General features: G+C 64.8%; 16 protein-coding genes. 7 read left to right on the forward strand and 9 right to left on the reverse strand.

The features are described 5' to 3' along the window. Complete coding sequence (dhaM, locus tag K323_RS0104260) at positions 1 to 711, forward strand: dihydroxyacetone kinase phosphoryl donor subunit DhaM (protein WP_022884048.1); 711 nt, start codon at positions 1 to 3, stop codon at positions 709 to 711. A 20-nt stretch (positions 712 to 731) separates the two neighbouring features. After that, the gene (locus tag K323_RS24175; protein WP_157509335.1) at positions 732 to 1,097 is read left to right on the forward strand and encodes a hypothetical protein; all 366 of its coding nucleotides are present in this window, start codon (positions 732 to 734) and stop codon (positions 1,095 to 1,097) included. On the opposite strand, the gene K323_RS0104270 is transcribed toward K323_RS24175, so the two are convergent. Then, a complete protein-coding gene (locus K323_RS0104270; protein WP_022884050.1) occupies positions 1,083 to 1,583 on the reverse strand; it encodes a GNAT family N-acetyltransferase in 501 nt (166 codons plus the stop codon). The genes K323_RS24175 and K323_RS0104270 overlap by 15 nt on opposite strands. 48 nt (positions 1,584 to 1,631) lie before the next feature. On the opposite strand from K323_RS0104270, the gene K323_RS0104275 reads away from it, so the two are divergent. After that, the gene (locus tag K323_RS0104275; protein ID WP_022884051.1) at positions 1,632 to 2,849 is read left to right on the forward strand and encodes a low temperature requirement protein A; all 1,218 of its coding nucleotides are present in this window, start codon (positions 1,632 to 1,634) and stop codon (positions 2,847 to 2,849) included. 70 nt (positions 2,850 to 2,919) lie between these two features. Here K323_RS0104275 and K323_RS0104280 read toward each other — a convergent pair whose 3' ends face one another. Beyond that, the gene (locus K323_RS0104280) at positions 2,920 to 4,146 is read right to left on the reverse strand and encodes an RNA polymerase sigma factor (RefSeq protein WP_026851208.1); all 1,227 of its coding nucleotides are present in this window, start codon (positions 4,144 to 4,146) and stop codon (positions 2,920 to 2,922) included. A 2-nt stretch (positions 4,147 to 4,148) separates the two neighbouring features. Beyond that, on the reverse strand, positions 4,149 to 4,478 hold the full coding sequence (locus K323_RS0104285) for a YciI family protein (RefSeq protein ID WP_022884053.1): 330 nt from the start codon (positions 4,476 to 4,478) through the stop codon (positions 4,149 to 4,151). 318 nt (positions 4,479 to 4,796) lie between these two features. Here K323_RS0104285 and K323_RS0104290 point away from each other — a divergent pair, with 318 nt between their 5' ends. Beyond that, entirely contained in the window at positions 4,797 to 5,504 is a 708-nt protein-coding gene (locus K323_RS0104290; protein WP_022884054.1) for an alpha/beta hydrolase, read from the forward strand. Positions 5,505 to 5,552: 48 nt separating this feature from the next. Then, positions 5,553 to 5,837: a TetR-like C-terminal domain-containing protein gene (locus K323_RS30820; protein WP_084697004.1), complete on the forward strand. Its 285-nt coding sequence runs from the start codon at positions 5,553 to 5,555 to the stop codon at positions 5,835 to 5,837. A gap of 67 nt (positions 5,838 to 5,904) precedes the next feature. On the opposite strand, the gene K323_RS0104300 is transcribed toward K323_RS30820, so the two are convergent. Then, on the reverse strand, positions 5,905 to 6,288 hold the full coding sequence (locus tag K323_RS0104300) for a winged helix-turn-helix transcriptional regulator (protein WP_026851209.1): 384 nt from the start codon (positions 6,286 to 6,288) through the stop codon (positions 5,905 to 5,907). Between the two features lie 86 nt (positions 6,289 to 6,374). Between K323_RS0104300 and K323_RS0104305 the strand changes: the two genes are divergently transcribed. Next, a complete protein-coding gene (locus K323_RS0104305) occupies positions 6,375 to 7,022 on the forward strand; it encodes an NAD(P)-dependent oxidoreductase (RefSeq protein ID WP_022884057.1) in 648 nt (215 codons plus the stop codon). 118 nt (positions 7,023 to 7,140) lie between these two features. Here the strand turns inward: K323_RS0104305 and K323_RS0104310 are convergent, their stop codons facing one another. From K323_RS0104310 to K323_RS0104330, 5 genes are all read right to left on the reverse strand, one after another. Then, complete coding sequence (locus K323_RS0104310) at positions 7,141 to 7,761, reverse strand: dihydrofolate reductase family protein (RefSeq protein WP_022884058.1); 621 nt, start codon at positions 7,759 to 7,761, stop codon at positions 7,141 to 7,143. Beyond that, positions 7,761 to 8,267, reverse strand: coding sequence for an SRPBCC family protein (locus tag K323_RS0104315; protein ID WP_022884059.1), 507 nt, complete (start codon positions 8,265 to 8,267; stop codon positions 7,761 to 7,763). Before K323_RS0104315 ends, K323_RS0104310 begins: the two co-directional genes overlap by 1 nt. A 3-nt stretch (positions 8,268 to 8,270) precedes the next feature. Further along, a complete protein-coding gene (locus tag K323_RS0104320; protein WP_026851210.1) occupies positions 8,271 to 8,612 on the reverse strand; it encodes an ArsR/SmtB family transcription factor in 342 nt (113 codons plus the stop codon). A 267-nt stretch (positions 8,613 to 8,879) separates the two neighbouring features. Beyond that, positions 8,880 to 9,527: an FMN-dependent NADH-azoreductase gene (locus tag K323_RS0104325; protein ID WP_022884061.1), complete on the reverse strand. Its 648-nt coding sequence runs from the start codon at positions 9,525 to 9,527 to the stop codon at positions 8,880 to 8,882. A 206-nt stretch (positions 9,528 to 9,733) separates the two neighbouring features. Further along, on the reverse strand, positions 9,734 to 10,354 hold the full coding sequence (locus K323_RS0104330) for an NADPH-dependent F420 reductase (protein ID WP_022884062.1): 621 nt from the start codon (positions 10,352 to 10,354) through the stop codon (positions 9,734 to 9,736). A gap of 126 nt (positions 10,355 to 10,480) precedes the next feature. On the opposite strand from K323_RS0104330, the gene K323_RS0104335 reads away from it, so the two are divergent. Then, the coding region (locus K323_RS0104335) for a TetR/AcrR family transcriptional regulator (protein WP_022884063.1) at positions 10,481 to 11,062 on the forward strand (582 nt) is incomplete at its 3' end.

Consider the following 11,062-nt stretch of genomic DNA (forward strand, 5'->3'; position numbering starts at 1 on the left):
GTGGCATCGGAGCGCGGCCGTGTCGGTCTGGTCTTCGTCTCGCACAGCACAAAGATTGCGGAGGGACTCGTCGACCTTGCGCGGCAGATGGCGCCATCCGTGGCGCTTGTCGCCGCCGGCGGCACCGATGACGGCGGGATCGGGACGAGTTTTGAGAAGGTGTCCGAGGGCATCGTACTCGCCGGCAGCGGTTCCGGCGTTGTGGTCTTGTGTGATCTCGGGTCTGCAATTCTGACTGCAGACACCGCCCTGGACTTCCTTGACGATGTGCTTCGCGATCGGGTTGAGGTTGTCGATGCTCCGCTGGTGGAAGGCGGGGTGGCCGCCGCGGTGGCGGCCGAGACAGGCGGCGACCTCGGGGCAGTGGTAGCCGCGGCGCACTCTGCGGGCCCCGGACATCCGTCGGCTGGCGAAGCGGCAGTCGTCGACGCTGCAGTCGTCGAACCAGTGGCCGGTACTTTCAGCCGAACCGTCACGCTTGTCAACAAGGACGGGCTACATGCACGTCCCGCTGCCGAGTTCGTCAAACTGGCGAGTACATTCGATGCGCGCGTGAGCGTGAACGGCAAGGACGCCAAGAGTCTCCTCGGCATCATGTCGCTCGGTCTCAGCAAAGGGAAGTCCGCGGAACTCGTGTCGACGGATCCTGCGGGCGAACGGGCGGTCAATGCATTGGCGGATTTGATCGAAACGGGTTTCGGGGAAGCGTAGGCGGGCGTATCGTGGTCGCCATGAGCGACGACGACGTGGTCTCCAGCCGTGATGATTCAACGCGCGATGATGCAGCGCGTGCTGACGAAGCGACAAAATCGCGTCCGCCCGGTGGTCGGCTGTTTCGCTGGGTCGAAGACAAGCTTGAACCCATATTCACGACGCCAGCGGCCGGGACCTACAATGCGGCGGAGACCACCCAGCTCACGGACTGCCCGATCTGCGGGCGCGCAATGAGCGAGCACACGATCGATCACTCGACCAGCAACACGGTGCTCAACTGTCCCGTTCCGCACCCCGGCGCCTGGGACCGCGACGCGTTCGAACCCGTCAACGAATTCGGAATGGTGGTCCGTACGCCGACCGAGGATTCAACGACCGGCTGAGTACGACTGGAACATCACGTGGAGTCCGACCTTGCCCAGGCTGGCGTGGTCGAATGCGCCAGGCACGGTGGCCAGAACCGTGAATCCGAGTGAAGTCCAGAGCGCAACGGCCGCCGCATTCGTCTCCACGACGGCGTTGAACTGCATGCCGTCATAGCCGGCCGTCCTGCCCCAGTTCACGACGTGGGCACCGAGTGCGCGCCCCACACCCTGCCCCTGCGCGCTGGGGCTCACCATGAAGCTGGCTGTCGCGATGTGCGAGCCGCGCCCCGGACGATTCGGACCCATTTTCGCTGAACCCAGGACAGTGCCGCCGTCGTCTACGGCGACAACCGTGCGCCCTGGCGGTGTCTCCATCCAGAGCGCGCGTGCGTCATCCTGGCCGAGGCCGTCGGGATACGCGTAGGTTTCGCCGGCATCCACGATGGAGTGGAAGAACGGATAGATTGCCGTCCAGTCCGCAATGGTGGCGTCTCTGATAATCACCTGCTCACAATATCGAAGGAACAGGATGAACGACTTTATGTTGAGACAGTGACGTCTGAGACCGGTCCCCTCCGCCGCGGCCTGCGTGTGCGTATGAGAGGGCGGGCGACGGATGAACCGAACCGCGCTTCCAGTGAGCTCGAGCTGCTCTTCGACCTGACATTCGTGGTGGCCATTGCGAGTATCACTGCACAGCTCGCGCACGGAATCGCGAACGGACACACCGCCCTGACGATTGTGCCGTTTCTGGAAGTTTTCTTCGCCATTTGGTGGGCCTGGATGAACTTCACCTGGTTCGCCTCGTCATTCGACACCGACGATGTGCCGTATCGCCTCCTGACGATGCTCCAGATGGGCGGTGTTCTGCTTCTCGCGGCCGGCGTGCCAACGGCGTTCACGGACGGCGACTTCCTCGTTGTCACACTCGGTTACTTCGTGATGCGCGTCGGTCTGGTCGCGCAGTGGGTATGTGCGGCAATCGAAGACCGGAACAGCAGGCGCACCGCACTCCGTTACGCGAGTGGAATCGCCGTCGTGCAGCTCGGGTGGCTGCTGCGTCTGCTGCTACAACAGGGTGGTCTCCTTCCGGAACAGTTTCAACCGGTCGCGTTCGCCGTACTCGTCGTCGCGGAACTGGCCGTGCCCATCTGGGCGGAGCGTGGTGCACGCACCAGCTGGCATCCACATCACATCGCTGAGCGCTACGGCCTCTTTGTGATCATCCTTCTTGGAGAGAGCGTTCTGGCGGCGTCTATGGGCGTCGCTGCGTCGCTGGAGGCCGGGGGAGTCAGCGGATCACTCATCACCATCTCGATTGCGGGTCTGGTGACTCTTTTTGCGGTCTGGTGGATCTATTTTCTCGAGCCTATGGGGCACGGGCTCGCTACAAACAGGGACAAATCATTCTTGTGGGGCTATGGCCACTACGGTATTTTCGCTGCGTTGGCCGCACTCGGCGCCGGACTCGAAGTCGCGGTCGAGCAGACCGGTGATCATTTGAAAGTCCCTGCCATGGCGGCAGGTTTCGGCGTTGCGATCCCAGCGGCGATCTTCCTTCTGCTGCTGTGGACCGTCCAGATGCCGATCGTCGCAAAACCCGTGATTCGTCCGGTGGTCATCCTGCCCGCCGTGGTTGTCGTGGCTGCGCTACCGCTGGCGGTCAGCGTGCTCGGTGTGGCCGGCGTCGTTGCCGTGATCGCGGTTGTTTGCGCACTGGTGGTGACGGTAACCCTGCTCACCGGCGCCCGGGCGCAGAGAACAAGCTGAAAACCGGTCAGAGCGCGAAAACGTCGATCGGTCTGGTGGCTGCCAGAAGTGTGCAATGTAGGCTGCTCCGTCACCCAAGCTGGTCGCGGCGGCGCGATAGGTATGCGGCCTCTGCGGAGTTGCCCGCCAGCTCGATGGCTTTGTCGTAGGCCGTGCGGGACTCCAGACTTCGGCCCAGCCTTCGCAGCAGGTCGGCGCGGGTCGCGTGGTAGGCGTGATACCCGGCCAAGTCGACTTCTAGTCGGTTGACGATCGCCAGTGCCACTTCCGGCCCGTCGAGCTCGGCAACCGCGATGGCTCGGTTAAGCGCGATGATCGGCGACGGGTCAAGGCTGACCAGCTGGTTATAGAGGGCGACCACCTGTGACCACTCGGTGTCGCGTATGTCGCGGGCGGAGGTGTGCACGGCGTTGATCGCGGCGAGGATCTGGTAGCGACCCGGAGCCATCCCGGTGTCGAGGCGCTCGCGCACCAGGCGATGGCCTTCGGTGACCAGCGCCGAGTCCCATGCTCCACGATCCTGCTCGTCGAGGGTGACGAGTTCGCCGCTTGCCGATATTCGGGCGGTACGGCGCGCCTCGGTAAGGAGCATCAGGGCCAACAGCCCGGCCACCTCGCCGTCTTCTGGCATGAGGGTGCGGATCAGGCGAGTAAGGCGAATCGCCTCGGCGGTCAGATCGCCGCGAACGGGGTCTGTGTCGAGGCCAGTCGCCAGATAACCCTCATTGAAAATGAGGTAGAGCACGGCGAGCACGCCGGAGACTCGTGCCTGCAGATCGTCGGCGGATGGCATTCGGTAAGGGATGCGAGCCGCCTGGATCTTGGCCTTCGCACGGGTAATCCGCCGCCCCATTGTGCTCTCTTGCACGAGGAAGGCGCGGGCGATTTCAGGCATGGTCAGGCCGCCGATCATTCGCAGCGTCAGCGCCACACGGGCCTCCATCGCGAGCGCCGGGTGACAGCAGGTGAAGATCAACCGGAGCCGGTCGTCGTCGATGGCGCCGAGAGGCTCTGGCGGCTCGTCGTCGGACAACACCTGCGCCTCCTTTTGCTTTTCGACGCGCTTGTTCTCCCGCCGGATCCGGTCGATCGCCTTGCGGTTGGCAGTGGTGGTCAGCCAGGCGCCGGGGTTGGGCGGCACGCCGTCGGCCGGCCAACGCTCGACCCCGATCGCGAACGCCTCGGCCGCCGCCTCCTCGGCGATGTCGAGGTCACCGAAACGCCTGGCCAGGGCGGCGACCACCCGCGCCCACTCCTCGCGGTGGGCCCGGATAATCGCCTCCCTGGCATCGATCATGCTCACTCGACCAGGAACGGTCGCACTTCGACCTTCCGGTTGCAGGCCTTCGACCCCTCGGTGGCGAGCATCAGCGCCACGTCGAGATCGGGGGCCTCGATGATCCAGAAGCCGGCGAGGTATTCCTTCGACTCCACGAATGGCCCGTCGGTGAACACCGCATCCTCGCCCCGGTTGTCGATGACGGTGGCCGTGTCGGGAAAACCGAGGCCGCCGGCGAAGACCCAGTGGCCCTCAGTCTGGAGCCGATCGTTGAACACGTCGATGGCAGCCATCTCGTCAGAGGGGGCGAGGTCGAGCTTGTCGTGAATAACGGAAATCAGATACTGCATCTCGAATCATCTCCTGTGGTTTGGGGACGCCACTCGCGGGCGGCCACTCACCTGTACTACGAACAACTCTGCCCCGATCCGACAGCAACTCCCGGATTTCCTCCGATATCCGAAGAATTGTCTTTCCGGATTCGAGGTCGCGCCGGGTGCAACAGCCCGGCCTGGCCCCGGCTGCAACAGCCCGGCCTGGCCCCGACTGCCCGCCACCACGATCAGCGCCGATGGTGGTTGTCCGTCTTGCTGCTGTGAGCAGATTCGGCCACGTGGCCGTCCGGGGAGCCGTATGGTCGAGTTGATCGGGATGGAAAGGAACACGTAATGGAACTGATCTTCGTCCACGGCGCTTTAGTGCGTGATGGGCAGTGGTGGTGGCAGCGGACAGCAGACCTGCTGCGGGAACGCACAGGCATCCGAAGCCGATCTGTTGCGCTTCCTTCGTGTGGCGAGACTGCGCCTGAGCAGGTTGCCGGGGGCCTGGTCGCCGACGCGGCGGCCCTTCGCCGTGAACTCGACGATGTGGATTCTGCGATCGTTGTCGGTCACTCCTACGGCGGCACCGTCATCGCCGAAGCGGGCCAGCATCCCGCCGTCTCGCACCTGCTCTACGTGTCGTCCTACCTGCCCGACATCGGGCAGTCGCAGGGCGTGATCATGAGCGGTGAGAGCGACCCGGTCTCGATCGGTGACAACGGGGACGGCACGCTGGGTTTGTCCGGCTACGACTGGGCCTCGTTCGGAGCCCGATTCCTTCAGGACGCAGACGAGCCCACGCAGCATCAGGCATGGGAGCGGGTGACCGCGCAGACTGCTGGGGCGTTCATGACGCCGACAAGCGCTGATGGCTGGCGGGGGATCGATTCGACGTACATTGTCTGCGGTCAGGACCGCAGCACGTCGGTTGAATTGCAACGCTTTCATGCGGACCGAGCGACGCGCTCCGTCGAGCTGCCGACCGGACACCATCCGTTCATCTCTCGTCCTGACCTGGTCGTCGAACAGCTGCAAGCATTGTTGTCGCAAGCGTGAGTTGTCCGGGTCGTGTGAGCGCCGCGCGCGTGCGATTGCCGAGCGTGGATAGCAGAACACGGCCCCGAGTCGGAGCCGGCAAGGTCAGACCGCGAACGATCGGAGCAGGGGCTGCTCCCTCGTCACCGGACCATCTATCAGCGCGCCAACGACCGCGGCGAGATCGATTTCGAGCGTGTTCCCGCCGCAGTGCTCACAATCCCGTTCGACCTGGTGCGACACGACATGCTCATGGAGCTGCGGCCCTTGAAGCCCGCACGCATCCAGTCAATCGTCGACGAACTTTTCCTGCCCCTGGTGCGCACCCATCAGGGCAGTCCCGGCCGTTCTTGAGGAAAGAACTGGCGACGATAATCACCGTTCCGTGAATGTCGTCGCCACCCCCTCATCATCATCATCATCAGTGCGCGCGGTCGTAGGCTTCCTGCGACGCAGACACGACTCCCAGGTGCTCGATCGACCATTCCTGGAGAGCGCGGAGAGGTTCGAGGAGTGTGCGGCCCGCGGCGGTGAGCGCGTACTCGACGCGCACCGGCACTTCCGGGTACACCGTGCGGCGCACGAGCCCGTCGCGCTCGAGCCCACGGAGAGTTTGGGTCAACATCTTCTGTGAGATGCCCTCGATACTGCGTCGCAGCTCCGAGAAACGTGCATCGCCGTGCCCCAGGATCCCCACGACGAGTACCGTCCAGCGATCGCCGACGCGGTCCAGAATGCGTCGAGTCGGGCACGAGGCCTCGTACGGGTTACCGCGATACACGGGCTCAGATTGAGTGGTTACCACAAAGTGCCTACTTCCCCTCGGCGACATGCTCTCTTACAGTAACCAAGGCGCACCATTCGGCGCCACTGCTCCAAGAAAGGCATTCAATGTCCCGCATCACCGTCATCGGCGGCACCAGCTACGCCGGATCCGCCATCGTCGCAGAGGCAGCCGCCCGCGGTCACGAGGTCACCGCATACAGTCGTTCGCTTCCAGACTCGCCAATCCCGAACGTGACCTACGTCCAGGGCGACGTCTCGGACGAGTCGGCACTCGCCGCGGTGATCGAGGGTGCGGATGTCGTGGCTGCCGCGCTCGCTCCGCGTGGGGCACTCGCCGACAGCTTCCGCGATGTCTACCGCACCATCGCGCGTCTCGCCGACGCCGTGAAGGTGCCCCTGATCATCGTTGGCGGGTTCTCATCACTCCGCCCGGCGCCGGGAGCGCCGCGCTACGTGACCGACCTCAGCCACGCGCCGGCGGAGTACCACGCCGAACTGACCACGGTGACCGCACTCGTCGCCGACGACCTCCCAGCCACCCCCGTAACACTCGACTGGGTTTTCGTGAGCCCAGCAGGAAAATTTGGCTCACACGTCCCCGGTGAGCGCCTCGGTCGCTATCGAATCGGCGACGACGTCGCGCTCCAGCCCAAGGATGGCGGGGAAATCTCAGGCGCAGACTATGCCCTCGGCTTTGTCGACGTCATCGAACAGGGCAACCACCACCGGGCGCACATCAACCTCGGCTACTGAGCGGCAGAATTGCCGCACGCGAGAGCAGAGAGTGTGCCTCCCCTTCCTGACGCTTCCGAGCGTCGCGGATCCTCACCACTCTGCTGACCTCGGCGGGGGAGCGCTGAGGGCGAAACAGTTACCGCTCTCGGACTGCGTAGGTCAGGTGGGTCACCCGCTGCGTCGGCTCCGCACGCACCGGTTCCAGGGCCACGCGGCCCGCGTCCACTCCCTCGAACAGGCGGACACCGGAGCCGAACAGCACGGGTGAGAGCGCGACATGAAACTGGTCGATCAAGCCGGCATTGAGATACTGCACAATCGTCTCTCCGCCGCCCGCGATGCGGACGTCTTGCTCGCCGGCGGCCTCGCGGGCGCGGTCGAGCACGGACTCGATACCGTCGTTCACGAAGCGGAAGGTGGTCCCACCCTGCCTCTCCCACGGGTCGCGCTCCTCATGCGTCACGACGAACACCGGCGTGTGGAACGGCGGCTCTTCCGGCCACATCTGCTCGCCGGCGTCGAACATGCGCTTGCCCATCACGCTCGCGCCGGTGCGCTCGAACGTCTCCCGCACGATGTCATTATCGCGTCCCTCCTCACCGCCCTTCCCGAGCTTGAGATTCTCGCGGAAGTGTCGCTGCCGGAAGACCCACTGCTGCAGTTCCATCCACTGCTGCCCCATCAGCTCCTCGGAGGACTCGGGTGCGATGAACCCGTCCAGCGACATGGACACGCTGAAGAACACCTTTCCGGCCATCAGCTCTCAGCTCCGTTCAGTACGATCTCTACAACGTAGGCAGCCAGGTTGCCCAGGGTCTGCTGACCACCCTCGATCGCGCCGTGCTTCTCGATCGCCTCGTCGCGCAGTTCTTTGGTGGGGAACACAGTGAGCATCTCGATCCGGGTCGTCTCCCCGTCGGGTTCAAACGTGAGGACCGACTCGAACGCATTCGGGTCACCGCGGTACTCGCCATGGAGCATCGCGATCCGCTCAGGCTGCACGATCTCAGTCCAGGTGATCCACTCGCTGTAGTCGGTGCCGTCCGGTCCGTGCATCACGAAGTCCCACTCGCTGCCGATGCGGAACTCGAAGGACCGCGTGGTGGTGGTGAACCCTTCTGGCCCCCACCACTGCGACAGGTGCCGCACGTCGGTGAACGCCTCGAACACCAGCTCCCGCGGGGCGTCGATCACTCGGGAGATCAGGATCTCGCGGTCGGCCGTCGCGGACTGCGCCAGCGATTCTCGTCCAGTCGTATTCATCAGCTATTCCTCGTGCCTTTCCTGTTTGAGTTCTTGCACGTATGCGTCCAGCCGATCGAAGCTCTCGTTCCAGAACTGCTCGAACCCGCCGGTCCACTCGTGAACCGCTTGCAGCCCACGGGCGTCAATGTCGTACAGGCGTTGCTTGCCTGCCTTGCGATCCCGCACCAGCCCGACCTCTCGGAGCACCCGCAGGTGCTTGGACGCCCCCGGCTGGGACATCCCCAGCTCCTGGGACAGCTCGGTCACCGGCCGCTCACCGGTCCGCAGCAGCGCCAGGATCTCCCGACGCCGGGGCTCGGCGATCGCGTTGAAGACGTCTGACGTGGTCGCTGCTCGTGCCATGATAATCATCATATACCCATATAGGAATGCGTCAAGCCGAGACCAATCAAGTGGGTCTTCGCCATCCGACGGGGGAGAGCGCGAGAGATGTCGCGTCTTTCACTTTTCGCACTATTCTGGGCTGCTGCCGGCTCGGGTCAACGGGGGCATTGGGCGGCCCGGCACCCCCCGGTCACACTCAGGGTTGGGGGAGTGGTTGGGTCCTCATTGTTTCTACTCTGATTTGCTCTTCTGCGAATAGAGCGCTTTTGCCCGTCTCGCGGTAACTCAGACCAGTGCGTTCCGCTTGACGGCGAGGGCCTGGCCGTGCTCGATCGCGAGCTGCGCGGCGGCGGCATGCACCTCGGCGGCCTGATCCTTCATCGCGTCCATGGCCGGGTTGACGCCGACGAGGGTCAACTGGCGCTGCACGACGAGGAGGTTGGCCTTCCAGATGTTCTCGATGACGTGGCGCAGCCACGGGGTGGAGTGGTCCCAATGCGCCTTGCCCGACGCGGCGCTGTAGTCGCCGCCGAGGACGGAGGCGAGCACCACGGGCTTGCCGGCGAGGGCGCCGGTACTGATGCGCTGATCCGTGTAGGTGATGTCGTACCAAGACTTCACGTGAGCGGCCACGCCCCAGTTGTAGAGCGGGATCGCCAGCAGGATCGCGTCGGCACCGATCAGCTCGTCGGCGAGCGTGGTGGCGATGTCGCGGGCCTCGCGCTCCTCGGGGGTGAGGTCCGTGTCGGCGGCAGCGCCGCTAGTGGCGATGTCGCGCCAGGTAGTCGCCGGAAGCGGGTGGGTGCCGATGTCGCGGCGAGTGATGATCGAGTCGGGGTGCGCACTCGTCCATTCGGCTTCGACGAGGTCGGCCAGAGCGCGACTCTGCGAAGTCGCTGGGTTGATGCTGGCATCGAGGCGGAAGAGTGACATGGGGATTCTCCAAAGGCAAATGACCAATAAAAAATAAAGCGACTCCGCAGAGCGGAGCGCGCCAGTATGGGCGGATGTCCGAGCACGACGACGAGGCCGCCGCGGTGTGCGATTCCGCCATCACCCTCGCGTTCTCGGTGCTCGCAACGAGAATCGGGCCAGGCTGTCAGCTGGGACGGGGCCGCGTGCGAGATCCGGCGGCGAGCTCAGCCGAGGTTGACGCCGAGGGAGAAGTTGAAATGCCCGACACCGTTGCGGGCCAGGCCCATCTCCAGCAGGCTCGCTCCCTCCAGCCAGTGCGCCATGCTCAGGTCGCCGGCGTCCCGCGGGCGAAGTCCGAGGCTCGTGATGAACGCAGAGACGCTCGCCTTGGCCTGCGGGTCATCGCCGGCCATGAACACATCCAGCGGGTCGCCCGCGGTCAGGACGGCGCTGAAGAGCGTGTTGAACGCCTTCACGACCTGGGTGCTTGCGGGGGCGGCCTCGGCGACCATCTGCGCGACGGAGGTGTCGTCAGGGATGGCCAGCCCGGTGGCGCTTGGGTTGAAGGGGTTCGTGATGTCGACGACGATCTTGTCGGCCAGCGCCGCCCCGTACTCGCTGACGACCGGCACGGCGCTGTCGAACAGCACGGCGAGGATGACGATGTCACCGGCCGGGGCGGCGCCCCACGTTCCGGCCGTGGCGCCGTCGCCGAGCGCCCGGGCTAGGGCCGCGGCCTTGGCCGCATCCCGACCTATGACCTCGACGGCGTTGCCGCCCTTGAGGGCCAGGGCGCCGATGGCGCTGGCCATGTTCCCCGAGCCGATGATGCTGATGCTGCTCATGGTGGTGCTCCCTATTGGATTGTGTCGGCGCTATGTACACCGATCCGCGTACTTAACGTAGCGGACGGTGCGCGGGGCGTCAAGCTATGTACACCGATTGGTACCCAAGTGGGCTACACTGAGCCTATGACGGAGACGGAGTTGGAGAAGGGGCCGCGAGGCCTGCGCCGCGGCAGGGGGGCACGAGAGCGCATCCTCAGTGCGTCACAACAACTGTTCCGCGATCAAGGCATCAACGGCACCGGCATGGACCAGCTCAGCGCGGTGGCTGGAGTGTCCAAGCGCACGCTGTACCAGCACTTCACCGGCAAAGACGAGCTGATCGCTGAATGCCTACGCCGGTTTGATCCCGAGATCTTGCCTGAAGTGTTCGAGAGCACCGACCTCACGCCTCGCGAACGCCTCCTCGCCGTCTTCGACATTCACGCGCCCCTGTGTCCATTCATCGCGGCGGCCGTCGAGATCCCCGACCCGGGCCATGAGGCGCGCGTATACGCCCGCAACTACAAAGAAGGCTTTGCCGCCCGGTTCGCCGATACCGCCCGCGAGGCCGGCGCCACCAACCCCGAACAGCTCGGCGAGCAGTTGGCGCTGCTCCTGGATGGCGCCTCGGCCCGCAGCCGAGTCCTCAACGCCGACATCTTCGCTACCGCCGCCGCCATCGCAGTCGTCCTCATCGACAACGCCATCCCCACGGCAGCGGCACCG

Origin of the sequence: Glaciibacter superstes DSM 21135 (assembly GCF_000421145.1) — a bacterium.
Taxonomy (GTDB): domain Bacteria; phylum Actinomycetota; class Actinomycetes; order Actinomycetales; family Microbacteriaceae; genus Cryobacterium; species Cryobacterium superstes.

Coding starts and splice junctions, on each gene's coding strand:
- K323_RS24175 (WP_157509335.1), top strand. CDS start 732: ATGAGCGACGACGACGTGGTCTCCAGCCGTGATGATTCAACGCGCGAT.
- K323_RS0104280 (WP_026851208.1), bottom strand. CDS start 4,146: ATGATCGATGCCAGGGAGGCGATTATCCGGGCCCACCGCGAGGAGTGG.
- K323_RS0104285 (WP_022884053.1), bottom strand. CDS start 4,478: ATGCAGTATCTGATTTCCGTTATTCACGACAAGCTCGACCTCGCCCCC.
- K323_RS0104290 (WP_022884054.1), top strand. CDS start 4,797: ATGGAACTGATCTTCGTCCACGGCGCTTTAGTGCGTGATGGGCAGTGG.
- K323_RS0104305 (WP_022884057.1), top strand. CDS start 6,375: ATGTCCCGCATCACCGTCATCGGCGGCACCAGCTACGCCGGATCCGCC.
- K323_RS0104310 (WP_022884058.1), bottom strand. CDS start 7,761: ATGGCCGGAAAGGTGTTCTTCAGCGTGTCCATGTCGCTGGACGGGTTC.
- K323_RS0104315 (WP_022884059.1), bottom strand. CDS start 8,267: ATGAATACGACTGGACGAGAATCGCTGGCGCAGTCCGCGACGGCCGAC.
- K323_RS0104320 (WP_026851210.1), bottom strand. CDS start 8,612: ATGGCACGAGCAGCGACCACGTCAGACGTCTTCAACGCGATCGCCGAG.
- K323_RS0104325 (WP_022884061.1), bottom strand. CDS start 9,527: ATGTCACTCTTCCGCCTCGATGCCAGCATCAACCCAGCGACTTCGCAG.
- K323_RS0104330 (WP_022884062.1), bottom strand. CDS start 10,354: ATGAGCAGCATCAGCATCATCGGCTCGGGGAACATGGCCAGCGCCATC.